The sequence below is a fragment of the Lapillicoccus sp. genome, assembly GCF_025353065.1.
In the GTDB taxonomy this organism is placed as follows: Bacteria; Actinomycetota; Actinomycetes; order Actinomycetales; family Dermatophilaceae; genus Lapillicoccus.
This window is the reverse complement of the sequence record NZ_JANXRJ010000032.1, coordinates 1-24600: the sequence shown is the minus strand read 5'-3', so window position 1 is coordinate 24600 and position 24600 is coordinate 1. Positions and strand designations below refer to the sequence as shown.

Below are 24600 nucleotides of genomic sequence, written 5' to 3'. Positions count from 1 at the left end.
GGAAACACCTTTCCGGCTCGTATTCGGGCAGTTTTTCGGCTGTGAAGACCCCGAGAACAGCGGCCTCCGGACATCTGTCGGCCGACCCACGGAATTTGTCGATCCTGCCCGGTGGCGAGGGTCCCGCCCCCGGCTTACCCTCCCATGGGGCGGCAGTCGTCCAGCCGCCGGAACCAGGACCGCACCACCTCCCGGACGACCCTCGAACGGCACCTTCACCCCGAAGACCTCGACAGCACAGAGAAGGGCTACCTGTATGTCTGCACAACCCTCGCGATCCGCTCGGAGGATCGCCGCGACCGCCGCCGGTGCGGTCGCCGTCCTTGGACTCACGTCCCTCCCAGGGGTCGCGGCCACCGCTCCCGGACATGGCGACCTGTCGACCTCGCCGGCCGTCGCCGCTGCGAGAGGTGACGCCAAGGGCTCCTACGACGCGCGCGCAACGACCGTCGCGGGACAGGCGTTCGGGCAGGCCGCCGCCGTAGCCGCCAAGACCGGCGTCCTCGGTTCCGGCGCCTCCGTCGACCTCGACGCGTTGACGCTCACCCCGCGCAACCTCTCCGCGCTCGACGGCTACCTCACCGCCGCGAGCACCGCAGCGCCGCAGCAGGTCGTCACGGACTACCTCGCCGCCCACCTGGCGGCAGTCGGTCTCACCCGCGCCGACCTGTCGACGTTCACCCTTCGCACGAGCTACCAGGACGTCGCCGGCATCCACCACCTCTCGTGGTCCCAGTCGGTGGCCGGCACGCCGGTCTTCGGCAACGGACTGAAGGCCAACCTCACCAAGGACGGCCGGATCATCTCGATCCAGGGGTCCCCCGTCTCCGGACTGGCCGCCCTCGCGGCCAGGGCGCCCGGCGGGAGCCTCGACGCGGCCCGGGCCCGGTCCGGGGCGGCCTCCGACGTCCAGGGCACGGCCGATGCCGCGGCCACCGTGGCCGGCAAGTCCGGCGCCGACACGGTGTGGTCGAACAACGACTTCGCCCGGCAGGTCTGGTTCCTCACCCCGGCAGGACTTCGCAAGGGCTGGTCCACCTACGTCCAGACCGGCAAGGGCGCGGCATACCAGCACGTGGTCGATGCCGCCACCGGCCGCGTGCTCTATCGCCACTCGACCGTCGCCAACGACAACGGCGACGCCTACGTCTACGACAACTACCCGGGTGCCCCCAAGGGCGGCCAGCCGAAGGTCGTCAACTTCGTTAGGAAGGGCTGGCTGAACAAGGGTGCGACGTGGCTCAACGGCGCCAACGTCGTGGCGTGGACCGACGTCAACGACGACAACGCGGTGAGCCCCGGCGAGAAGACCGCGGTGCCGGGCGACGCCGCCGGAGCGACCTTCCCGCTGGTCCACTTCAACGGTGCCCTCGCCGGGTGCTCATCGGCCTACGTCTGCACGTGGAACCCGGCCATCAAGAACTCGTGGCAGAAGAACCGCGACGCCGACGCCGCCAACGCGTTCTACCTCGCCAACACCTACCACGACTACCTCACGGCCGCGCCGTTCGGCTTCACCGCCCAGGCCGGCAACTTCGAGAAGGGCGGCGGCGACCCGGTGCTCCTGCAGGCCCTCGACGGCGCCGACACCGCCGGCGGCCTGCCCGACGCCAACCACATCGACAACGCCAACATGAGCACCCCTCCGGACGGCACCCCGCCGACGATGCAGATGTACCTCTGGCACCAGCCCGGCACCACCCCCGCGCAGGACCCGTTCATCCCGATGAGCGGCGGCTTCGACGCCAGCATCCTGCTGCACGAGTACACGCACGGCCTCTCCAACCGGCTCGTCGTCGACGCGGCCGGCAACTCGACGCTCAGCAGCATCCAGGCCGGCTCGATGGGCGAGGCGTGGAGCGACTACTACGCCATGGACTACCTCGTCACCAAGGGGTTCGTCAGCGACACGGCCACCGCCGGTGAGGTGCTCGAAGGGGCCTACACCCTCGCGGGCGGGCTGTTCCGCACCGAGGCGATCGACTGCCCCGTGACGGCGACGGCCGCCAACTGCACGGGGATCGACGGCGTCAAGGGTGGCTACACCTACGGCGACTTCCCCACGATCGGTGGTTCACCGGAGGTGCACTCCTCCGGTGAGGTGTGGGCGCAGACGCTCTGGGACCTGAGGACGGCGCTCGGTCACGACGTCGCCGACGCAGTCATCACCCGGGCCATGACGCTCTCCCCTGCCGACCCGTCGATGCTCGACATGCGCAACGCGATCCTCAAGGCCGACGAGGTCGTCTACGGCAACGCGCACACCGCCACGATCTGGAAGATCTTCGCCGCGCGTGGCATGGGCTGGTTCGCCGGCGCCATCGACGCCGGTGACAGCTACCCGGCCGAGGACTTCCACGTCCGCCCCGCAGCCCAGACGCCGCGCACCTCGATCAGCGGCACGGTGACCGACCCCACCGACGGCAACAAGCCGCTCGCGGGTGTCGTCGTCCACGTCACCGGGCACGACTCGGGGTACTCCAGCGACTACACGGCCGTGACCAACGGCGCCGGCCGCTACACCATCGGCAACGTCTTCCCCGGCACCTACGCCAAGGTTGTCGCCACGGCGCCCGGCTACGAACCCGTCGCCAAGCCGATCAACACCCGGAAGCCGACCCAGGGCGACTTCGTCCTTCGTCGTGACTGGTCGGCCGCGAGCGGGGGCGCCGACATCACGGACTTCAACGGCCCCGACTACTCGTCCTTTAACTGCGGTCCGCTGGGCGCGATCGACCTGAGCCACGGCACCGGCTGGGGCAGCACGACGGGCGATGACGCGGCCACGCCGACCAACGTCTTCGTGCCCAAGTTCATCGTCGTCGACCTCAAGAAGGCGATCGACGTCGAGAGCTTCGGCGTCGACCCGTCCGCCACCTGCGGTGACCCGGGCAGCTCCTCGACCGGCGCGTTCAAGATCGAGCTCTCGACCGACGGCACGACGTGGACGCCCGCTGCCAGTGGCACGTTCGACGCCACCAACCGCGGCATCTACAACCCGGTCCCCGCGACGGGCAGCACCACCGGGACGCGCTACGTGAAGTTCACCATCCTGGGCAACCAGGTGCCGGACTTCGCCACCAGCTGCCCGACCGGCGGGTACGGCGGCTGCACCTACACCGACCTGACCGAGCTCCAGGTCTTCGGCAAGGCCACTGCCTGACGCACCACCGCCAGACCAGCCCGACCGAGCAGAGGCCGTCCGGACATCCGTCCGGGCGGCCTCTGCCGGCTCCGCCGACGGGGGTCAGCAGTCGGGGGTCAGCAGTCGGGGATCACGGTGCCGTTGTTGTCCTTGGCCTCGTCGTTGCCCCACCGGCTCAGGTAGTAGGCCGAGACGTACTGACGGGCCGGGCCCACGTCGGGGTCGGTCAGGAGCCAGTAGTGGTTGTAGGAGCTGCCGCTGCCCACCTGACGTCCCCACGCCTTGCAGTAGACGTAGCTCGTCCCCTGGTTGAGCGTCCCGGTCACGGCCGTGCTCGTCGGGCTGGCGTAGACCGACGCGTTGGCGTAGGTGTCCACGTCGTAGGTCCCCGACCCCCCGGGCCCCGGGCCACCGCTGCCGGTGTCACCGGTGATCGGGGCGACGCTGCCGGCCTGCTGGTCGTAGAAGGCGATGGCCCAGTCCTGCCACTGGGCGTAGGCGTCGGGGTAGGCCGAACCCTGAACGGCCTGGGCGACCTGTCCCCGGTCGAGGTTCTGCCAGTCGGGGATCTGGAGCAGGCCGGCGTTGGACCCGAACGCCGCAACACCGTAGAACGACTGGCTCGAGAGCACGACGTTGGTGATCTGGTCCGGCGTTCCCCATCCGGTGCTCGGCCGCTGCTGCAAGATCCCGAGGGAGTCGTGGTCGACGGGGGTCGTGTAGTTGACGAACTTCGACTCCTGAGCCGCGGTCATGAGCGCGATCTCGATGCCGCGTCGTGGGATGCCGTGCCCGAAGCCGACGCCGATGACGGTGCGGGCGTTGATCAGCTCCTGCCCGGTGAGGTTGAGCGACGAGGAGTAGATCGCTCGGACCTCCGCCGGCGACGCGGTCCGGAGCGCCTGGTTGGTGGCGGGGTCGTTCGTCCCCGTGGGCGTCAGGCCGTGCTTCGCCTGGAACGAGGCAAGGGCCTTGGCGGTCGTCCCAGCGCTGCCGTCCAGGGTGGCGACCCGACCAACGGGGTGGTCGGACAGCATCGAGGCGGCCGACGCGGCGGGCGGGGCGGCCATCGCCAGGGCAACGGCGCCGGCGGTCGCGGCTCCGATCAGGCCGCAGCGGACGCTCGGTCCGGCGGGGACGCGACGGGGGTGGAGGTGCCTGTACGGGTGATCATCGAAGGTTCAGCCCCTTGGTGTCGAGAGTGGTGGTGCGACCGGTGCTCCGCCTGACGGCTGCAGGACGACGCCGGTCGCCGGGGTGACCACGCGGTCGGACCCCGTCCCCAAGGTCTACCTCGGGACGTGTGATCCAGCAACTGGAAGGCACCAGCGTGCGGAACTTTTTCACATCCGGTGGTCGTCGCGTCGCGCCACTCCCCGACTACGCTCGGGGGATGGCACAGCTGCGACTCGCGATGGCTCAGGTCAACCCCACGGTCGGAGACCTCGAAGGCAATGCGCGGATCATCCGCGACCAGGTCGCGGCCGCGGCGGCTGCGGGAGCACATCTGGTGGCCTTCCCCGAGATGGTCCTCACGGCATACCCCGTCGAGGACCTCGCCCTGCGGGCGTCCTTCGTCGCCGCATCGCGGGCAGCCCTGTCCCGCTTGGCGACCGACCTCGCGGCAGACGGTCTGGGTGATCTCCCGGTCGTCGTGGGCTACCTCGACGAGGCCCCGGGGACGACCGACGACGGCGATCCCGCTCGGGAGCTCCCCCAGAACTGCGCCGCCATCCTCCACGGCGGAGCAGTGGTCGGACGCTACGCCAAGCACCACCTGCCCAACTACGGCGTGTTCGACGAGTACCGCATCTTCGCCCCCGGAGACTCCCTCACCGTCGTACGCGTCCGAGGGGTGGATGTCGCCATCGCCATCTGCGAGGACCTCTGGCAGGAGGGCGGTCCGGTCGCCCAGACCCGGGAGGCCGGTGCCGAGCTGCTGCTGGTCATCAACGGATCCCCTTACGAGCGGGAGAAGAACGACACCCGGCTCGAGCTCGTGCGGCGCCGTGCGACGGAGGCCGGGTGCGCCCTCGCCTACCTCAACCTCGTCGGTGGTCAGGACGAGCTCGTCTTCGACGGCGACTCCATGGTCGTCGGCCGCGACGGGACCGTGCTGGCCCGCGGGCCGCAGTTCGTCGAGAACCTCGTCGTCGTCGACCTCGACCTCGACGCGTCCACCGTCGACTCGTCCGAGCTGCCCCCGGACGTCGTCCACGTCATCGTGTCCGAGGAGCCGGTGGAGCCGTATGCCGCGCTCGCGCCGCCGATGTTCCCCCGCCTCGACCCGGTCGAGGAGGTCTGGCGCGCAGTGGGTCTGGGGCTTCGGGACTACGTGCGCAAGAACGGTTTCCGGAAGGTGCTCCTCGGCGTCTCGGGGGGCATCGACTCGACCGTCGTCGCGGCCATCGCGGCTGACGTCCTCGGTGGAGAGAACGTCATCGGCATCAGCAACCCGAGCGTCTACTCGTCGCAGGGCAGCAAGGACGACGCGGCCGAGCTCGCCGCCAACCTCGGAGCCGACTACCGCGTCATCCCGATCGAGTCGATGGTCGCGCCGTTCCTCGACGCGCTGCACCTCACGGGGATCGCCGAGGAGAACCTCCAGGCCCGGGTGCGGGGTGTCATCTGGATGGGGCTGTCCAACCAGGAGGGCGCGCTCGTCCTGACCAACAGCAACAAGTCCGAGGTCTCCGTAGGCTATTCAACGATCTACGGCGACAGCGTCGGCGGTTTCGCGCCGATCAAGGACGTCCCCAAGACGCTCGTGTGGGAGCTTGCGAAGTGGCGCAACCGGGACGCGGCCGCGCGGGGCGAGAAGCCCCCGATCCCCGAGGCCAGCATCACCAAGCCGCCGTCCGCAGAGCTGCGCCCGGGTCAGACCGACCAGGACTCGCTGCCCGACTACGACGTGCTCGACGCCATCCTCGCCGGCTACGTCGGCGTCGCGCACGGTCGTGAGCGGCTCATCGCCGACGGCTTCGAGCCGGCGGTCGTCGACAAGGTGATCCAGCTCGTCGACCGGGCGGAGTGGAAGCGGCGACAGTCGGCCCCGGGACCGAAGATCTCTCCGCTGGCCTTCGGCAAGGACCGGCGCCTGCCGATCACCAGCCGGTGGCGCGAGCGCGACGACGAGCAGGCCTGACGTCATGACCGAGACCGCGAAGCCTTACGGGTCAACCGTTTCGGACGGTGCCACCCCGCCCGTCCGACGGGTGCGCATCCCGCACCTGCACCGGATGAAGCGGGACGGACAGCGCTGGGCGATGCTCACGGCATACGACCGGTATGCCGCCGAGATCTTCGACGGGGCGGGCATCCCCGTGCTGCTCGTGGGCGACTCCGCGGCCAACACCGTCCTCGGTTACGACAGCACCGTGCCGGTGACGGTCGACGAGCTCCTGCCCCTCGTCCGGGCGGTGGCCCGGGCCGCAAAGCGAGCCCTCGTCGTGGCCGACCTCCCCTTCGGGTCCTACGGCGCGACCCCCGAGCAGGGTGCGGCCACGGCCGTCCGGTTCATGAAGGAGGGCCTGGCCCACGCCGTCAAGCTCGAGGGCGGTCGAGACATGGCGCCGACGGTCGAGACGTTGGTACGGATGGGGATTCCCGTCATGGCGCACCTCGGCTTCACCCCCCAGAGCGAGCACACGCTCGGTGGCTACCGGGTCCAGGGTCGTGGCGACGGTGCAGCGCTGCTGCTCGAGGACGCGCACGCGCTCGAGCGGGCCGGCGCCTTCGCCGTCGTCCTCGAGATGGTGCCGGGGCCGGTGGCCCGCGAGGTCACAGCCGCCCTCACCATCCCGACCATCGGCATCGGGGCCGGACGCGACTGCGACGCCCAGGTGCTCGTCTGGCAGGACATGGCCGGGCTGACCGGGCCGGGTGGCCCGAGGTTCGTCAAGCGCTACGCCGACCTGCGCGGCGAGCTCACCCGCGCCGCCACGGAGTATGCCGCCGAGGTCGCCTCGGGTGCCTTCCCCGGCGACGAGCACACCTTCACCACGTAGAGCGACCAGCCGAACCCTCCCGACCCAGCAACCCCCTCCCCACGTGTTGCGGTTGGATCCGGACAAGTCAGGCGTGGGGTCCCGATGTGTCAGGATCCAAACGCAACAAGTCGGGGGTCGGGGTCGGTCGGGGTCGGCGGGTCGGTCAGGCGAGGGTCCGCAGGAAGATCGCCTCGGCGAGGGCGGCACGCTCCAGCTCGCCGGGATGGACGCTCTCGCCCGGGGAGTGGATCCGGCAGCCGGGCTCCTCCACCCCGAGGACGAGGATCTCGGCGTCCGGAAGCACCTCGGCCAGGGCGGTGCAGAGCGGGATCGCGCCGCCCTGGCCGGTGGTGACCATCGGACGGCCGTAGGCGGACTCCATGGCCGCAGCCATCGCGGCATACGCCGGTCCGTCGGTCCGGGCGGCGAAGGGCTGCCCGAGGGTCCTGGGCTCCACCGTGATCCGGGCGCCCCAGGGCGTGGCCGCCTCGAGGTGACGGACGAGCAGCTGCTGGGCCACCGCCGCATCCGTGCCGGGCGGCACCCGGAGGTTGACCACCGCCCGCGCCACGGGCTGGATCGCCGCGGTGACCCCGGCGACCGACGGGGCGTCGACGGCCAGCACCGTCGCGACCGGCCGCGCCCACAGCAGGTCGCCCACCGTGCCCTGACCGAGCAGCCCGACCCCGTCGAGCACCCCTGCGTCCGAGCGGAACCGGTCGGGCGGGTATGCCGCGCCCTCCCAGGTCCCGAGGGCGTCGAGCCCGTCGATGGTCGTCTCCCCGTCGGCGTCGCGCAGGGTCGCGAGGACGTGGACGAGGGCCGCGAGGGCGTCGGGAGCGGGCCCTCCGAATGCGCCCGAGTGGGCCTGCGTCTCCAACGTGCGGATGGTGACCAGGACGCTCCCCGTACCGCGCAGGCTCGTCGTCATGGTCGGGGTTCCCAGCTCGACGTTGCCGGAGTCCGCCACCACGACGACGTCGGCGGCGAACAGCTCAGGGTCGCTGCGGACCAGCGCCTCGAGGCCGCCACTCGACATCTCCTCGGACCCCTCGCAGACGATGCGGACACCGACCGGCCACGTCCCGTCGACCTGCAACAGGGCCCGGAGGGCCGTGAGGTGCATCACGAGGTTGCCCTTGCAGTCCGCGGCTCCCCTTGCGTACCAGCGTCCCTCGCGCTCGGTGAGGGTCCACGGGTCATCGGCCCAGTCGGCGGGGTCACCGGGGGGTTGGACGTCGTAGTGGGAGTAGAGCAGCACCGTCGGCGAGCCCGCCGGACCAGGGCTGTGCCCGAGGACCGCGAGGCTCCCGTCGGCCGTGCGGACCGACCGGACCCCGGCGACTCCCACACCGGCGAAGAGGGCGACCACGGCGTCAGCAGCCCGCACGCACTCGGCCGGATGGTCGCCGACCCCGTCCGCGACCGATCGGATCGCCACCAGTCCGGCGAGGTCGTCGCGGGCCGCGGCCATCAGGCCCGCAACCGCCGTGGCCAGGGCCGCTCCGGTCACCGGGTCAGCTCAGCGAGATACCCGGGGAGCATGCGGCACCACGTCGGCCAGTCGTGGTCGAAGGTCGGGCCCCAGTCGTCGACCCGGTTGGGAATACCCCTGCTTCCCAACACATCTGCCATCCGCCAGGACTCGTCGATGTCTTCCCAGCGGCCGGTGCCCGCCGCGAGGACGACGAAGCGCTGCCGCAGCAGGTCGAGCTGCGGACCCTCGAGCGAGGGCAGGAAGCTCAGCGGCGAGGAGAAGTAGAGGTCGTCGTTGAGGTCACCGAGGAAGGCCTCGAGGTCGAAGGAGCCGCTCAAGCACACCGCCGCCCGGAAGAGGTGCGGAAACCGGCACAGGCAGGCCAGGGCGTTGAAGGCGCCGATCGACGCCCCGGCGGTGATGATCGGGACAAGACCGCCCGAGTCGGCGTGGATGGCGGGCACGACCTCGGCCTCGATGGCCTGGTGGAACTGGTTGAACAGCCACATCCGGTGCTCGGTCGAGCCGTCACGGGTCGCGAGCGCCCGCCCGGCGATGCTGTCGACGGAGTAGACCTTGATCGTGCCTGCCTCCACCGACGGCCAGATCGAACCGAGCAGGCCCTGCCGCTCGATCTCCTCGGCGTCGCCTCCGGCCGTCGGGAAGAGCAGCAGCGGTGTGCCGTAGTGGCCCCACCGCGACACGGTCAGCTCCTGGAACAGCCGCGGTGACCACCAGCGCTCGACGACCTTCATGTCCCTCGTCCTCCACGGTCTCGTCATGCGACTCATCCAGCGTCTTGTCAGGGGTCCGGCACGCCCTCGTCGCCAGACCTGGACCTGGGGGTTGGTCGGGGCCAGCCTATTCGTAGATGAACTTCTGCTCCCCGGGGAAGATCCAGGTCAACGCGTCGCGCAGCCGGTCGCGCCAGTTTTCCCAGTTGTGCCCGTCCCGCGCCTCGACGTAGCGGACGTCCATCCCCGTGTCGCGGAAGGTCGAGACCAGCGACCGGTTGGGGGTGATGAGCGGCTCGTAGACGCCGCACGTCTGATAGATCCGGTTGGCCACCCGACGGGGGCGCGCACGATAGGCGTTGACGAACCGCACCACCGGGTCGAAGACCGGCCCTCCCCCGTGGTCGTCGCCGATGTCGGTGAAGACGAACGACCCCGACTCCAGCAGCAGCGAGCCGAAGACCTCGGGGTAGCGGACAGCGGTGGAGAGCGAGGCCACGCCGCCGAAGCTCGAGCCCATGACGCACCGGCCGTCGGGCTGGTCGACCAGCGGCAGCCGCTCGGTGAGGAACGGCACGAGCTCGCGGGCGACGAACCGCGCGTGCGGGGCATGGTTGGCGTACTCCACGAGCCGGTTGCCGGGGGGCACGAAGGCGGCCACCAGCGGGGCGACCTCCCCGCGGTGGATGAGGTTGTCGAGCACGGTCGCCATCGATGCGTAGTCGAGGTAGTCGTAGCCGTCGTGGACGACGAGCAGGGGATATCTGACAAGCTCCCGGAAGCGGGCAGGCGTATAGACCGAGAACTGCTGCTCCCGGCGAAGAGCCTTGCTGCGCAACGACATCGGGGTGAAGGTGCCGGTGCGGGCCTCCGGGTCGGGCTGGGTCCAGTCCGGCACGGCATACCCCGTCGCGGCACACACCGAGGTGGCCCCGAAGGGTCCCTGGGCGAGCCGGGGGTTGAGCGGGTCGTTGAGGTACTCCTCCCGATGACCGTCACGCACGATGTCGAAGTGGTACTCGACGCGCGACCCCTCGGGGAGCTCGATCGTGGCGGACCAGAGGTCGGTCGCCCCGAGCGGCCGCAGCACCAGCGGGTCGGGGAGCCCCACGACCCGGTGGCGCACCATCACCTCGTCGGCCGACCCTCGCCAGACGAAGGTCGCGTGCCGTCCCTCGACGAGGGGCACGGGATGACGGGCGAGGAACCGGTCGATCACCCCGGGGTCCGAGGTCGGCAGCCGCTCCTTGAGGCGGTTGATCGCGAGCCTGCGGCGCTGCTCGCCGCCTGACCTGCCGGTCGCGGCCGAGGCCGAGGCCGGAGCCGCCGAGCTCACGGCTTCGCCCCCGGCTGCGTGGGGACACCCAGGGCCGTGACCGTCCCGTCCGTCGCGAGCACCCTGGTGCCCGCCGGGAGAGCGCCGTCCGCGCCCAGCGCGACCCGGGTCCCGTCGTCGAGCAGTACGCAGGTGGCGTCGCCGAAGCGGCCCGCGAGGACGCTCATCCGCACCCGGTCGTCCAGTCGCAGCCGGCGTCGGGCGTGCGGCAGCGCGATGATGCCCGTGGCCCGCCCCAGCCCGCGGTCCCAGATCCCGGCGTCGCTGAACCCGGTCGGTGTGTGGTCGTGGAAGAGCACCACCCGCGCCGTCACCGCCATCGCGCCGCCCGACCACGCGACGACCGGCAGCTCCGGCGGTGGCGCGACCTCGAAGAGCCGCAGGACCCGGCCCAGCACGCCGACGTGCCCACCAGCTATCGCGAGCACGCTCGCGGCAGAGAGGGTCTCGGCGACCTCGCCGCGATGCTGCTGCAAGGCGCCGCTGTCGTCCAGCGCCCCCGTGGCCGCCAGCTCGTCATGGAGCTGGTCGACGGCCCGGAGATACCACCGGTCGACCTCCTGCACCAGGCGGACCGCCTCGGCCAGGGCTGAGGCGACGATGTCGGCCCGGGCGGTGCTGCGGTGGACGGCATACACGCCCTCGAGTCCGTGGTGCAGCCGGATGGAGTAGACGCCGGCCAGGTCGTCCATGGCGTCACGGAGGGTGATCGCGGCGGTGGCGAACGGAGCGTCCTGAGCGAGCAGGGACATCATCCGTTCGTGGAGTCGCAGGTTGACGACGCGCCCGTCCATGACCTCCTGGAGCTCGGTGTCGTCGCCTTCACGCTCCTCCCAGCCGGCCGTCACGGCGGCCACGGGCCCCTCGCTCCCGAGACCGCGGACCACGCTGCCGGCCGTGGTGAGGAACCGCTGCGGACCCAACAGGGTCGTCGAGCTCATCCCGCGTGCACGTGGACGGTGCGGACCACGTCGTCGAGCAGGTCGCGCAAAGTGTCGTAGTCGGGGTGGCGCATCCGCACCCAGGCGTTGGCCATGTAGCCGGCCTCGACGGCTTGGGTCGCGGTCCCCGGATCGGGGAAGCAGGTGTCGATGACCCACTCGCCGCTGCGCGACCAGAGGTCGTCGATGCCGCTGTAGCCGCGGACGGAGCCGTCGGCGTCCGGGCGCAGCGCGACGATGCCAGCGGACCACTGTCGCGACAGTGGCCGGTCGGGGTGACCGTGGACGATCGTGTGCGCCCACTCGCGGTAGACGTCGACGTCGTTGGCGGCGGAGTAGAGGTCCCAGGCGCCGACCCCCGGTGGCCGGGTCCCGATCTCGGAGAACCGCAGACCCTTCGGGCCCATGAACCACTCCATGTGGGTCGCCGAGGTCTCGATACCGAGTCCCGCGATGACCCGGGCCCCGAGCTCACGGACCTCGGCGTAGAAGGGGGCCTGGTCGATCCGGTTGGTCGTGACGAACTGCGGCGAGATCCAGCGGTGCCGCATCGCCTCGAGGACGTTGGGGTAGTAGTGCGTGGCCCAGTCGTGGACGACGTGGCCGCCCACGGTGATGGTGTCGTAGAAGCCCTCGTGGCCCTCGACGAACTCCTCGACGGCGATCGAGTCCTCGCCCTCGAAGGACGTCATCGCCGCCTCGAGCCCGGTGTCGTCGTCGACCCGGACCGTCCCCTGGGCGCCGGCTCCGGCCCGCGGCTTGAGGATGAGCGGGTAGCCCTCCTGCCGGGCGAACGCACGCACCTCGTCCGCGGTGTCGGCCGCGGTCGAGGCCGCGGTCGCCACCCCTGCCTCGCGCAGGACCTGCTTCATCGTGGGCTTGTCCCGACACAGCCACGTCGTGCGCACCGACGTGCCCGGTATGCCGCGGGCCTCCCGCACCCGGGCCGCGGCCAGCTGGTGCGACTCGATCGTCGACTCGAGCCGGTCGACCCAGACCCGGTCCTGCGCCCACGCGACCGCGGCGTCGAGTTGGCCGACGTCGGTCACGTCGGAGACACGGTAGTAGCCGACCATCCACGAGCGGAGCTCCTCGTCGAGCTGCTCCTCGGGGGTCTCGCCCACCCCGACGACGCTCGCCCCGACGGCGGCCAGTGCGGCGACGAAGCGGCGTTGGTTGCGGGGGAACGCCGGCTCGACGAAGACGATGTTCACGCGGGCGACTCTAGTGCGGAGCGGCGGAGGGTTTCGGCTTGTCCCCTGTTCAGCCATTTTTATCCACATATATCCCTTTCGGGCGAAAATTGACCTAGTCTCCCTCGCGTGCCCTACGGCACCTTTCACCTCGACCAGCAGGGGCACACCATCGTGGGAATCAGAAGGACCATCGTCGTCGGAGCAGCCGTCCTGGCCATCGTCACGGGCGCCGTCAGCGCCTCCGGCCCGGCGCTCGGCGCCGTCACCGGCACGACCGCGACCCTGGACGTGACCGGGGCCTACTACAAGCTGGCGCCGCAGCGCGTCCTCGACACCCGCTCCGGCCAGGGGGTCCCCAAGGGCCAGCTCGGCGCGGGTCGGACGCTGAGCCTCAAGGTCACGGGCACGGCCGGCATCCCTGCCACCGGCGTCTCGGCCGTCGTGCTCAACCTCACCGTGACGAACGCGTCGGCCGCCAGCTACCTCGTGGCCTATCCGCACGACTCCGGGCGCCCGAACGCCTCGGCCCTCAACTTCCCCCGCGGTTTCACCGGCGCCAACCTCGTCACCCTCCCGATCGGTGCGTCCGGCGCCGTCGACGTCTACAACGCCGCCGGCGGCGTCGACGTGATCGCCGACGTCCTGGGGTTCTATGCGGGTGACGACTCCCCGTCGGCCACCCTCGGCCAGAGCGGCGGCTACCGCGACGTGGTCCCGGCGCGCCTCTACGACTCCCGGAACGACGCCGACGCGAACGGCAACATCTACCCCTTCACCTCCGGCGACTCGGTGAACCTGTCGGTCAACTTCAACGGGGGCGGTGCCGACGTCAACCAGCACGTGAAGGCGCTCGTCGTCAACGTCACGACGGTGAACCAGACCTCGTCCGGGTTCGTCCGCACCTGGGACGGCGGGACCGAACCGCCGACGTCCACGGTCAACTTCGCTACGTCCAAGACCGTCGCGAACGCAGCCATCGTGCCGACCCAGCCCTGCTCCTCGCACTGCGACGTCATCGGCTCACCCTCGATGGAGGTCAAGGCCTACACCGGAGGCGGGACGACCAACGTCATCATCGACGTCGTCGGGGTCATGCTGGACGGCACGACCGTCGACTCGTCCGGCTACAGCATGGACTACCGCTTCAAGCCGTTGACGAGCCCCACGCGGATCGTCGACACCCGCGTCAACCTCGGAGCCGGCCGGCTCGGTACCAACTCCGACGCGATCGTCACCACCCCGTCGTCGGTGGCGGGTCCGATGACCTACGCCATCGTCGGCAACCTGACCGCGGTCCAGCCCACGTCCTCGACCTTCTTCGTCGCCTGGCCGAACCTCCCCGACATGCAGGGAGCCGGACAGCTGGGAGCGCGTCCCGGCATCAGCAACATCAACGTCACCGCCGGTGAGATCGTCGCCAACGCCGCCTTCATCTCGGTGGGCTACGCGAACGACTTCCACCTCGCCAACGCCGCCGGCTCCGCGGACGCCCTGGTGGACGTCGCGGGAACGTTCGAGCTGCACCAGCCCACCGCGGCAGCGGCCGCCGCACTGGGGTCGGCGCCCGCTCGGACCGTCGCGCCCGTCGCGCCCGCAGCACCGCTCGGCACCACCGGGGCGAAGGCCGCCCGCCGCTGACCGACCGGCGCTGACGAAGCTGACCGGCCGGCGCGTCTCACGGGGCGACGCCGGCCAGGTCAGTCCTCGCGGTCCTGGTCGTGCCCGTCAGCCCGGCTCGAGCCCTTCGCGCCCCACTCCCGGTCCTCGTCGTCCCACTTCGCGGTGCGCTCCCGGGCGGTGTAGAGGGCCTTGGCCGCCTCGGCCCGGGTCTCGTAGGGACCCATGACCTGGGCGCCCTGGCTGCGGCTGGCGTCGTCCTCGACCTGCCCGCTCGTGACGTTGTACCAGTAGCTCATCCCGGACTCCCTCTGTCGGCTGCCCGATGTCGGTCAGACACCGGTCGAGGCACCTCACGTCCGGTGCTCCTAGACTCCACCGTATGCCGGTCACGTCCGCCACCGTCACCCCGCACGAGGTCGCCCCCCGTCGTCATGTGCCTGCCTCCATCGCCCGCCCGGAGTACGTCGACCGGCCGGCTCCCCGGCCCGACGCGCGGCCCGAGGTCAAGGACGCCGAGACGATCGCGAAGATGCGGGTGGCCGGCCGGATCGCGGCCCAGGCCATGGCTGCAGCCGCCGCCGCGATCGCGCCGGGCGTGACCACCGACGAGATCGACGCCGTCGGCCACGCCTTCCTCATGGACCATGGTGCCTACCCCTCGACCCTGGGCTACAAGGGCTTCCCCAAGTCCCTCTGCACCTCGGTCAACGAGGTCGTCTGCCACGGCATCCCCGACGCGCGGCGACTCGAGGACGGCGACATCGTCAACATCGACATCACCGCCTTCGTCGACGGCGTCCACGGGGACACCGACGCGACCTACCTCTGCGGGGACGTCGACGAGGAGTCGCGGCTGCTCGTCGAGCGCACCAGGGAGGCGATGATGCGCGGCATCAGGGCCGCCGTGCCCGGCCGGCAGATCAACGTCATCGGCCGTGTCATCGAGTCCTACGCCCGTCGCTTCGGCTACGGCGTCGTGCGCGAGTTCACGGGGCACGGCATCGGCACCGCGTTCCACAGCGGGCTGATCGTGCCCCACTACGACGCGGCACCGGCATACGACACCCTGATCGAGCCGGGCATGACGTTCACGGTCGAGCCGATGCTCAACCTCGGCAGCGCCGGCTGGGAGATGTGGGACGACGGCTGGACCGTCGTGACGGCCGACCGGCGACGGTCGGCCCAGTTCGAGCACACCCTCCTCGTGACCGAGGACGGACCCGAGATCCTGACCCTGCCCTGAGCCGCACCATGCCCTGCGCGGCCCCCCGCGCGGCATCAGTCACCACCCGGCAACACCCCACGACGCGAAGGCGGACGGCACATGGCCAAGAACGGACACAACGGATTTGCCCTCGGCATCGACATCGGCGGCAGCGGGATCAAGGGCGCGCCCGTGGACCTCGAGAAGGGGACCTTCGTGGGCAAGCGGATGCGGGTCGACACCCCGCAGCCATCGACCCCCGAGGCGGTGATCGACATCGTCGCCCAGGTGGTCGAGCACTTCAAGGACGAGGTGGGCGACGCACCGATCGGCGTCACGGTCCCGGCCGTGGTCACCCACGGCACGGTGCGGTCGGCGGCCAACATCGACCACGCATGGATCGACTTCGACGGCGCGAAGGCGATGGCCAAGCGGCTCGGCCGCGGCGTCACGCTCGTCAACGACGCCGACGCGGCCGGCTACGGCGAGCTGCACTACGGCGCGGCCAAGAAGGAGGACGGGCTCGTCATCCTCACGACCCTCGGCACCGGCATCGGCAGCGCGATCCTCTACCGGCGCCTGCTCGTCCCCAACAGCGAGCTGGGGCACCTCGAGATCGACGGGAAGGACGCCGAGAGCGAGGCGGCCTCGTCGGTGAAGGACACCCTCGGGCTCTCCTACGAGGACTACGCCACGCGGCTGCAGCGCTACTACGAGGTCGTCGAGGCGCTCTTCTCCCCTGACCTCTTCATCGTCGGAGGCGGGATCTCCAAGGACGCCAAGCAGTTCCTCCCGCTGCTGAAGCTGCGCTCCCCCATCATCCCGGCGGTGCTGCAGAACAAGGCCGGCATCATCGGCGCCGCCCGGCTCGCCGCAGAGGCGGCCGACTTCGAGTTCTGAGCGCCGTCCCGTGCTGATGGGTTCGGTATGCCGCCGGGTCAGGTGATCACGGTCGGCCGACCGTGCGCGAGGTCGTGCAGCGTGAGGTCGGCGCCGCCGTAGGTCACGATGTGGTTGACGTACATCGCTCGCCCGGGGACGGACAGCAGGGCGTCGTGGATCGGGATGATGCCGACGGGAGCGATGCGGGCGACGAAGGCGATCGACTCGCTGACCTTGGCCCACGGCGCGTTCACGGGGACCGCGAGCAGGTCCACCGGACCGGGCTCGCCGTCGTAGGCGTCGCCGGGATGGAAGAGCGTCGGCTCGCCCTCCGCTCTCAGCGTGACGCCGACGTTGGCGCACCGGGGAACGCCGGCGTGGTTGATCGCGTGCAGGGCTCCCACCGGGGTGAGGACGGTCCCACCGACGGCGACCCGCTGGCCGGCGACCGTCGTCACCACGTCGGCGCCGGCCCCCGCGATGAGCCCGGCGCTCTGGGGGTCGGCGTAGACGGCAGCCTGCCGATTGGCCTTGATCAGGGCCGGGAGCCGGTCCTGATCGAGGTGGTCGGCGTGCTGGTGGGTGACGACGATCGCGTCGAGGTCCCGGACCTCTTCGAAGCCGGTCGAGAACGAGCCGGGGTCGATCAGGATGCGGGTGTCGGCGATCTCGACGAGGAGGCAGGCGTGGCCGAGGTGGGTAACGCGCATGCGGCCAACCTACGCCCGGCCGCGGACCTCAGCGGCGATCGCTCAGCGCGCAGGGGACGACCCAGGGGACGACTCAGTGGAGGTGGAACAGCTCTTCGCGACGGGCGGCCCGGACGCGGATCTCGGCGGCCGTCGGCGGCACGGGCTGACGCCGGGTGAAGAGAGCAGGGAAGAACGAGTGCAGGTAGTGCATGACGTGTCGATTCTGAGGTGGTGGTGTACGGGTGGACCGTGCACTTCACTTGTGCACACCTTGTTCAACGACTTCGAGGAGAAAATGTTCCATATCGAAGAAGTGATCCCTGTCACGCATGCTTGACACAGGGGGGTCGATGCATATTCATCCCGAGCAGGCACACTCGTCCCCATGATCGGTGACGCAGCGGTACGCAGTCGGGTGTGGCGCGCTGGTGCCCTGCAGGCGGAGGACTTTCCCTTCGAGAAGATCTCGGACTACCTCGACGAGGAGGACTGCCTGGTCTGGGTCGACATCTGCGACCCGGACTCGCACCTCCTGACCGAGCTGGCGTCGGAGCTGGCGCTCGACCCGCTGGCGGTGGAGGACGCCATCTCGCACGGGGAGCGGGCCAAGGCCACGCGCTACTCCACGCACACGTTCCTCACGGCATACGCCGCCCACATCCGCCCGGACGACGACACCCCGGCGCACCGGTCGGAGCTCACGCTCTCGCGCGTGTCGGCGTTCGTCCTCACCCGCGGCATCGTCACCGTCCGCCGCAACGACGACTTCGACATGGAGGTGGTGTCGCAGCGGTGGGAGGACAACGCCGATCTGCTGAAGTACGGCGTCGGCGCCCTGGTCCACGGTCTGCTGGACGTCATCGTCGACAGCCACTTCGAGGCGGTGCAGGCCCTCGACGAGAAGATGGAGATGTTGGAGGACGGCCTCTTCGACGAAGAGGCCCGCACCACTGCGGTCCAGCGACAGACCTACAGCATCCGCAAGGACCTCGTGGCGTTGCGGCGGGTCGTCCTGCCCATGCGCGAGGTCGTCAACTCCCTGCTGCGGCACCGCAAGGACATGGGTGCCCATACCGAGCTCGACTCGTGGTACGACGACCTCTACGACCACGTCCTGCGGGCCACGGAGTGGACCGAGTCGCTGCGCGACATGGTCACCACCATCTTCGAGACCAACCTCTCGCTCCAGGACGCCCGCCTCAACACCGTCATGAAGAAGCTGACCGGCTGGGCCGCGATCATCGCCATCCCCACGGCGATCACCGGCTACTTCGGCCAGAACGTGCCCTACCCCGGCTTCCAGCAGCCGTGGGGATGGGTGCTGAGCAGCGGGCTCATCGTCGGCATCGCCGGGCTGCTGTACCTGACCTTCAAACGCCGCGAGTGGCTCTAGGGTCGCGGCCCGGCCCGGAGTCGAGTGGCGGCAAGGAGAGCGGTGGCCGGGACCGGTCTCAGGGCTGCAGGTCCGTCGCCGTGCGCCCTCGACGACCTCCACGTCGTCGTCGCCCGCACCCGGAGCCTGCCGGAGCAGCGCTACCTCCTCGTACGAGCGGGCGGCCGGTCCGTAGAGTGATCGTCGCCCGAGCCGCAGCCGGCCGGGTCGAGCCAGCCGGGAGGCACTGATGAAGATCCGTGGGGCGGTCCTCGAGGAGATCGGTCGAGCCCGGCCGTATGCCGCGTCGCGGCCCATCACCGTGGGTGACCTCGAGCTCGAGGAGCCAGGCGCAGGAGAGCTGCTCGTCCGGATCGAGGCCGCGGGCCTGTGCCACTCCGACCTGTCCGTCGTCGACGGCAACCGGGTCCGACCCGTGCCGATGCTGCTCGGTCACGAGGCGGCGGGGATCGTGGAGCAGGTCGGGCCGGGAGGGTCCGACCTCGGTATCGGCGAGCGGGTGGTGATGACCTTCCTCCCGCGCTGCGGCGAGTGCGCGGCGTGCGCGACCGACGGGCTGACCCCCTGCACCGCCGGCAGCGCGACCAACAACGCGGGCACCCTGCTCGGCGGCACGTCGCGGCTGACGCGGTCGCGCGGTGGGGAGACCGAGTCGGTCAAGCACCACCTCGGTGTCTCCGGTTTCGCCTCGTATGCCGTGGTCAACCGACGCTCGGTCGTCCCGGTCCCCCTCGACGTGCCACCCGATGTCGCCGCCGTCCTCGGCTGCGCCGTCCTCACGGGTGGTGGCGCGGTGCTCAACGCCGGCCGACCGGTCGCGGGCGACCGGGTCGTCGTCGTCGGCCTCGGCGGCGTCGGGATGGCCGCCATCATCACCGCCCTGGCCCTGGACGACGTCGAGGTCGTCGCCGTCGACGCGGTCCCCGACAAGCTCGCGCGGGCGCGTGACCTCGGAGCCCATCGCGTGCTGACCCCTGAGGAGGCGGGCGCATCGGGACTCACCGCCCCCGTCGTCATCGAGGCCGCGGGGGCGGTCCGCGCCTTCGAGCTCGCCGTCGCGCTCACGGGACCGGGTGGTCGCACCGTGACCGTCGGGCTGCCCGCTCCCACCGCGCTGGCATCCGTCTCTCCGCTCGCCCTCGTCGCCGGCGGCCGGTCGATCATCGGCAGCTACCTCGGGTCGGCCGTCCCCGCCCGGGACATCCCGATCTTCGTCGACCTGTGGCGGGCCGGGCGGCTCCCCGTCGAGGCACTGGTCACCGAGACGATCACGCTCGAGGACATCAACGCGGGGATGGACCGGCTGGCGGACGGCCTGGCGATCCGGCAGGTCATCCTCTTCGACTGACGCGACCCGTCCGGCGCCGGGCGCGGGACGGTCAACCGGCACGAGCCCGTTCTGTCCCCCCGACCGGGCCGCATACCGGGCACCCGCCGGTCTGCAGTCCCCTGCCCCGTATGCCGCGGCCGCAGCCGTGAGCGCGCGGTAACCCGGGTCCACCCCGGTCGCGGGGAACCCGGCATACGGTGGGACGTGCCCACGCGCTGGACCAACCTCGCCCTGCTGTGGATCGTGCCGCTGGCGGCGCTGTCCGGCTTCGCGATGTTCCTCGTCGGCAGCGGACCGGTGCTCCTCGTCGCCCTCGTGCACGGGGTCATCGCGTTGCTGGTCGTCGTCCTCACACCGTGGAAGTCGATGATCGTGCGCCGCACGATGCGACGGGCACCGCGACCCGGCCGGACGGTGGCGGTGGCGCTCGGCGTGGTCGTCGTCCTCGCCCTGGTCACCGGCGTCCTCCACGTGCTCGGGATCCTCGCCGACCGCCTGCCCCTCACGGTCCTGCAGGTCCACGTCGGCGCGGGGATCGTCGCGGCGATCCTCACCCTCGCGCACGCCCGCGACCGCCGGATCCGGGCCCGGCGCGGCGACCTCTCCCGCAGGGCCCTGCTCCGTGCCGGACTGCTGACCTCCGCGGCCGGGGTCCTCGAGATCGGCGTGGTGGGAGCCGGGGCGCTGGCCAACCCCCCGGGCACCCGGCGGGACACCGGGTCGCACCGGCTCGCATCGGACTCGGTCGACGCCATCCCGGCCACGTCGTGGCTGTTCGACTCCGTGCCGACCGTCGACGCGACGGCCTGGCGGGTGACCGTGGCCGCCGACGGGACGAGTCGCGCGTGGGGCCTCGCCGACCTCGCGGCATACGGCGACGAGGTCACCACCGTGCTCGACTGCACCGGAGGGTGGTGGACGCGGAAGACCTGGCGCGGGGTGCGGGTGTCCCGACTGCTCCCGGCCGGCGCGACGGGAAGCATCCTCGTGACCAGCGTGACCGGATACCGACGACGGCTGCCCCTGTCCGACGACCTGCTCCTCGCGACGTCCCTCGCGGGCGAGCCGCTGCGCGTCGGGCACGGAGCCCCGGCCCGGCTCGTCGTCCCGGGGCGGCGCGGCTACCACTGGGTGAAGTGGGTCGAGCGGATCGAGCTGAGCGACCTGCCGTGGTGGGCCCAGCTGCCGTTCTCACCCCGCTAGGACTCCCGGCTTCGGCCCGTCGACGGGCTGTGGTCTACGGTCGGCGCATGACCAACGACGACCTGAGCGCCCTGGCCGACGCCACCGAGCAGCTCACCGACCTCGTCGCCCGACTGGACGCGCACCACGACGGCACGGCGCCGCTGACCGACGACGAGGCCCAGGACCTGCTGCGCCGCAGCGGCGACGCGACCAAGGCGTGGACCGAGGCCTTCCGGCAGAGCGTCACCCTCGCCCGCGGCTGAGGCGGGCGGGGACCGGATCGGGCGAGGACAGGCGAGAAATGACCGCGAGGGTCGTCCCCGCCGCCGTCCCCGCCGCGGGCTCCGGGGCCGGGACGTCATCGGCACCGAGCAGCCGGAGCGCCGCCGTGACGTAGAGGTCGGCGAGCAGGCTCGCGTCCGGACCCCGGCTGGGGTCGTACCAGTCCGAGATCGCCAGACACAGGTCGAGCACCATCACGGCCACCGGGGTGGGGTCGGCCTCGTCGTCGGGTCGCGGTCCTGCGGAGCTGGTGTCCGGTCGGTGGCCAGGAAGTCGGAACGAGCCGTCCTCGGCGCCGTCACGCACGATCGCGACCAGCCGGTCGCGGACCGCCCGCCGCTGCGCCACGACCTGGGCGAGGCGATCGCCCGTGAGGTGGATGTACTCCCGACGCACCAGCTGGGCGAGCGACTGGTGGCCGAGGTGGCCGGTCACCCACGTGGTGACGAAGGCCGCGAGCCGCACCCGCGGCATACCGGCGTCGGGGATCGCGGTGTCGAGGCTGCGGACGAGGCGGTCGTTACCGAAGCGCACCAGGTGGTAGAGGACGTCCTCCTTGGACTCGAAGTGGTTGTAGAGCGCGCCGGGCGAGACCCCCGCGGCGCGCGCCACGTCACGCACGGACGTCGCGACGGCGCCCCGGCGCAGGAACAGTGCTGCCGCCACGGCGAGCATGCGTCGGGCAGCCGGGGTGAGCTCCGCGAGGTCGTCGGTCTCGAGGAAGACCCACCAGAACCACGCGGCGTCGGAACGGACGTCGGGGCTGACCTGCGCCAGCTCGGCCGGCACGGCCACCACCGCGGTCGCCGGACGCAGGGAGGTGGCGAGCGACCCGGTCTGCATCTGAGCGCGCCCCTCTGAAGGAAGGACCGACGCCACGCCGGTCCGGGGTCTTGACTTTAGGGGATGGCGACGCCTATAAACAGTCGTTCACTGTGAACACTCGTTCATATCAGTGAGGGCGGCGGCCCTCTCCAGACTGACCGGCAACGGAGCCACCCATGACGTCTGTAGCAACCCACCCCACGCCGTCGTTCACCTCCCGGCTGTGGAACCGGGAGCTCACCAGCTACCCCTCGACCCCCGCGCGATACACCTCGCTGGCGATCGTCGTCCTCACCACCGTGGTCCTCTACTACCAGCTCTATCTGGCGGGCGCGATCGCGACGCAGATCCTGCGCGACCTCGACATGTCGTTCGTCTACTACGTCAACATCAGCGTCGTGGGCTATGTGCTCGGGGCCGCGGCGTCGGTCATCGCCGGCATCGCCGACCGCTACGGCCGGGCCAACATCGTCACCGTCGGCCTGCTGCTCACCGGTCTGCTCTGCCTGTTCGGGATCCCCAACGTGCACAGCAAGCTCGCCTTCGGGGTCGTCTTCGTCGCCATCGGGTTCGTCGAGGGGATCATCCTCGTCGCGACCCCCGCCCTCGTCCGGGACTTCAGCCCGCAGCTGGGTCGCGCCTCGGCGATGGGCTTCTGGACGCTCGGCCCCGTCGTCGGCAGCCTCGTCGTCAGCGTCGTCACGAGCACGACCCTCGACCACCTCCCGCGGTGGCAGACGCAGTACGTCATCTGCGGGGTCGTCGGCCTCGTGGTGTTCCTCATCGCCCTCGTCGGCCTGCGCGAGCTCGCGCCGTCGCTGCGCGACCAGCTCATGGTGAGCAGCCGCGATCGCGTCCTCATCGAGGCACGGGCCAAGGGCGTCGACATCGCCGCGGCCCTGAAGCACCCGTTCAAGCAGATGTGGCGGCTCGACATCATCGGCTCGGCGTTCGCGATCAGCGTCTTCCTGATCATCTACTACGTCGCCGTGGGCTTCTTCCCCATCTACTTCCAGACCATCTTCGGCTACACCCCCTCGCAGGCCAACGCGCTCGGCAACTGGGTCTGGGCGTTCGACGCCGGAGCCCTCATCCTCACCGGCGTCCTCAGCGACCGACTGCGCGTGCGCAAGCCGTTCATGGTCGTCGGCGCGCTCGGCGCCATCGTCATGACGGTGATCTTCGCCCTGAGCGCGACCCGGCCGGGCACCAGCTACAACACCTTCGTCGTCATCCTCGTCCTGCTGGCCGCCTTCCTCGGCGTCGCCTACGCCCCCTGGATGGCGAGCTTCACCGAGACCGTCGAGCGGCACAACCCCGCCCTCACCGCGACCGGCCTCGCCGTCTGGGGTCTGGTCATCCGACTCGTCATCGCCGTGTCGGTCTTCATCGTCCCGCTCGTCGTCACCACCGTCACCACCCTGGTCGAGAAGGGCCCGACGGCGCAGGCGCTCGCGGTCAAGTACCAGACCCAGCTGGCCACAGCGAGCAAGGTCGCCCCGGCGACGCTCGCGGCACTGTCGGCGAACCCGCAGGACCTGACTGCCCAAGTCACCGCCCTGTCCCAGATCTCGGGCAAGTCGGCCGCCGACGTCACCAAGGTCGTCACGCTCAGCACGCAGTATGCCGACCAGCTCAAGACCGCGGCCGCGGTCGACCCCGCGACCCTCGCCACGCTGGCGACGAACCCCACCGACGCCACCGCCGGTGCCAGCGCGGTCGGGCAGATCGTGACCAAGCTCGGGGTGACCCCGGGCGAGGCGGTGACCAAGCTCCAGGCCCTGGCGACGGTGCCGGTCGCCGACCTCCTCTTCCTGCAGGGCAACGGCGCCGCGGTGCAGGCGGCGGCGGCGCAGCTGACCGCCCTGGCTGCCGTCCCCCCCGCGGACACCGCTCTGCTGCAAGAGGTCCAGAAGGCTGCGGCCGACTCTCCCGGGCAGTGGCAGAACTACTACTGGATCGCCGTCGGCGGTGAGACCGTCTTCCTGCCGCTCATCTTCGTGATGGCCGGCTACTGGAGCCCGCGCAAGGCCCGCGAGGAGGCCGAGCGGCACCAGACCTACCTCGACGCCGAGCTGGCCAAGTTGTCCGAGACGCAGCCCGTCTGACCTCTGAGTGAGCTGCCGGTGCGGTGGTCTGCGGTGCCTCGGCACCGTGGACCACCGCACTCGCTATGGCGCGACCACGTCGGCGTACTTCGCGCGCCCGTGCTCCAGGGCCACCACGTAGCCCGCCCGTTCGTATGCCGTCCTGTCGACCTCGAGGGGCACCGCCAACACCCCTCGGGCCTCGGCCACGCTGTGGTGGCCACCGGACTCGAGCCAGGTCCCGAGACCGTCGAGGTGGACGCCGACGTGGTCGGCGCCGTG

21 protein-coding genes and 1 pseudogene are annotated in these 24600 nt (G+C 70.9%); 12 read left to right on the top strand and 10 right to left on the bottom strand.

Annotated features, from left to right (window positions below):
- Window positions 1-256: 256 nt before the first annotated feature.
- Window positions 257-3163 (top strand): M36 family metallopeptidase, encoded by a 2907-nt coding sequence (locus Q0R63_RS02845; protein ID WP_295693689.1) that lies wholly within the window; start codon window positions 257-259, stop codon window positions 3161-3163.
- 98 nt (window positions 3164-3261) lie between these two features.
- Here the strand turns inward: Q0R63_RS02845 and Q0R63_RS02840 are convergent, their stop codons facing one another.
- Window positions 3262-4215 (bottom strand): peptidoglycan-binding domain-containing protein, encoded by a 954-nt coding sequence (locus Q0R63_RS02840; protein ID WP_295693686.1) that lies wholly within the window; start codon window positions 4213-4215, stop codon window positions 3262-3264.
- 323 nt (window positions 4216-4538) lie between these two features.
- On the opposite strand from Q0R63_RS02840, the gene Q0R63_RS02835 reads away from it, so the two are divergent.
- Together Q0R63_RS02835 and panB are read left to right on the top strand one after the other, a co-directional pair.
- Window positions 4539-6290 carry an NAD+ synthase gene (locus Q0R63_RS02835; RefSeq protein WP_295693683.1) on the top strand — a complete coding sequence of 584 codons (1752 nt, stop codon included), beginning with the start codon at window positions 4539-4541 and terminating at the stop codon, window positions 6288-6290.
- A gap of 4 nt (window positions 6291-6294) precedes the next feature.
- Window positions 6295-7152 carry a 3-methyl-2-oxobutanoate hydroxymethyltransferase gene (gene panB, locus Q0R63_RS02830; RefSeq protein ID WP_295693681.1) on the top strand — a complete coding sequence of 286 codons (858 nt, stop codon included), beginning with the start codon at window positions 6295-6297 and terminating at the stop codon, window positions 7150-7152.
- A 145-nt stretch (window positions 7153-7297) separates the two neighbouring features.
- On the opposite strand, the gene Q0R63_RS02825 is transcribed toward panB, so the two are convergent.
- The 5 genes from Q0R63_RS02825 to Q0R63_RS02805 form a co-directional block, all read right to left on the bottom strand.
- Window positions 7298-8647 carry a dipeptidase gene (locus Q0R63_RS02825; RefSeq protein ID WP_295693679.1) on the bottom strand — a complete coding sequence of 450 codons (1350 nt, stop codon included), beginning with the start codon at window positions 8645-8647 and terminating at the stop codon, window positions 7298-7300.
- Entirely contained in the window at window positions 8644-9366 is a 723-nt protein-coding gene (locus Q0R63_RS02820; protein WP_295693676.1) for a hypothetical protein, read from the bottom strand. The genes Q0R63_RS02825 and Q0R63_RS02820 overlap by 4 nt, the downstream gene beginning before the upstream one ends.
- A 106-nt stretch (window positions 9367-9472) precedes the next feature.
- On the bottom strand, window positions 9473-10681 hold the full coding sequence (locus tag Q0R63_RS02815; RefSeq protein ID WP_295693673.1) for an alpha/beta hydrolase-fold protein: 1209 nt from the start codon (window positions 10679-10681) through the stop codon (window positions 9473-9475).
- Entirely contained in the window at window positions 10678-11622 is a 945-nt protein-coding gene (locus tag Q0R63_RS02810) for a hypothetical protein (RefSeq protein ID WP_295693670.1), read from the bottom strand. Before Q0R63_RS02810 ends, Q0R63_RS02815 begins: the two co-directional genes overlap by 4 nt.
- Window positions 11619-12836, bottom strand: coding sequence for an ATP-grasp domain-containing protein (locus Q0R63_RS02805; RefSeq protein ID WP_295693668.1), 1218 nt, complete (start codon window positions 12834-12836; stop codon window positions 11619-11621). Before Q0R63_RS02805 ends, Q0R63_RS02810 begins: the two co-directional genes overlap by 4 nt.
- Before the next feature lie 108 nt (window positions 12837-12944).
- Here Q0R63_RS02805 and Q0R63_RS02800 point away from each other — a divergent pair, with 108 nt between their 5' ends.
- Window positions 12945-14456: a hypothetical protein gene (locus tag Q0R63_RS02800; protein ID WP_295693665.1), complete on the top strand. Its 1512-nt coding sequence runs from the start codon at window positions 12945-12947 to the stop codon at window positions 14454-14456.
- A gap of 59 nt (window positions 14457-14515) precedes the next feature.
- On the opposite strand, the gene Q0R63_RS02795 is transcribed toward Q0R63_RS02800, so the two are convergent.
- A complete protein-coding gene (locus Q0R63_RS02795; protein ID WP_295693661.1) occupies window positions 14516-14734 on the bottom strand; it encodes a methionine aminopeptidase in 219 nt (72 codons plus the stop codon).
- Between the two features lie 83 nt (window positions 14735-14817).
- On the opposite strand from Q0R63_RS02795, the gene map reads away from it, so the two are divergent.
- Window positions 14818-15681 carry a type I methionyl aminopeptidase gene (gene map, locus Q0R63_RS02790; RefSeq protein ID WP_295693659.1) on the top strand — a complete coding sequence of 288 codons (864 nt, stop codon included), beginning with the start codon at window positions 14818-14820 and terminating at the stop codon, window positions 15679-15681.
- Between the two features lie 81 nt (window positions 15682-15762).
- Window positions 15763-16542: a polyphosphate--glucose phosphotransferase gene (ppgK, locus tag Q0R63_RS02785; protein ID WP_295693656.1), complete on the top strand. Its 780-nt coding sequence runs from the start codon at window positions 15763-15765 to the stop codon at window positions 16540-16542.
- A gap of 38 nt (window positions 16543-16580) precedes the next feature.
- On the opposite strand, the gene Q0R63_RS02780 is transcribed toward ppgK, so the two are convergent.
- Window positions 16581-17234, bottom strand: coding sequence for an MBL fold metallo-hydrolase (locus Q0R63_RS02780; RefSeq protein WP_295693653.1), 654 nt, complete (start codon window positions 17232-17234; stop codon window positions 16581-16583).
- A 367-nt stretch (window positions 17235-17601) separates the two neighbouring features.
- Here Q0R63_RS02780 and Q0R63_RS02775 point away from each other — a divergent pair, with 367 nt between their 5' ends.
- From Q0R63_RS02775 to Q0R63_RS02755, 5 genes are all read left to right on the top strand, one after another.
- Complete coding sequence (locus tag Q0R63_RS02775; protein WP_295693650.1) at window positions 17602-18609, top strand: magnesium transporter CorA family protein; 1008 nt, start codon at window positions 17602-17604, stop codon at window positions 18607-18609.
- 42 nt (window positions 18610-18651) lie between these two features.
- Complete coding sequence (locus Q0R63_RS02770; RefSeq protein WP_295693648.1) at window positions 18652-18789, top strand: hypothetical protein; 138 nt, start codon at window positions 18652-18654, stop codon at window positions 18787-18789.
- Between the two features lie 49 nt (window positions 18790-18838).
- Complete coding sequence (locus tag Q0R63_RS02765; RefSeq protein ID WP_295693645.1) at window positions 18839-19957, top strand: alcohol dehydrogenase catalytic domain-containing protein; 1119 nt, start codon at window positions 18839-18841, stop codon at window positions 19955-19957.
- Between the two features lie 186 nt (window positions 19958-20143).
- The gene (locus Q0R63_RS02760) at window positions 20144-21142 is read left to right on the top strand and encodes a molybdopterin-dependent oxidoreductase (RefSeq protein WP_295693643.1); all 999 of its coding nucleotides are present in this window, start codon (window positions 20144-20146) and stop codon (window positions 21140-21142) included.
- Between the two features lie 47 nt (window positions 21143-21189).
- Window positions 21190-21387 (top strand): hypothetical protein, encoded by a 198-nt coding sequence (locus Q0R63_RS02755; protein ID WP_295693641.1) that lies wholly within the window; start codon window positions 21190-21192, stop codon window positions 21385-21387.
- Here the strand turns inward: Q0R63_RS02755 and Q0R63_RS02750 are convergent.
- Window positions 21368-22249: a TetR/AcrR family transcriptional regulator gene (locus Q0R63_RS02750; protein ID WP_295693639.1), complete on the bottom strand. Its 882-nt coding sequence runs from the start codon at window positions 22247-22249 to the stop codon at window positions 21368-21370. The two genes, Q0R63_RS02755 and Q0R63_RS02750, sit on opposite strands and share 20 nt — an antisense overlap.
- A gap of 158 nt (window positions 22250-22407) precedes the next feature.
- On the opposite strand from Q0R63_RS02750, the gene Q0R63_RS02745 reads away from it, so the two are divergent.
- On the top strand, window positions 22408-24339 hold the full coding sequence (locus Q0R63_RS02745) for an MFS transporter (protein WP_295693636.1): 1932 nt from the start codon (window positions 22408-22410) through the stop codon (window positions 24337-24339).
- Window positions 24340-24402: 63 nt separating this feature from the next.
- Here Q0R63_RS02745 and Q0R63_RS02740 read toward each other — a convergent pair.
- Window positions 24403-24600: pseudogene (locus tag Q0R63_RS02740) on the bottom strand (dihydroorotate dehydrogenase-like protein); the annotation flags it as partial.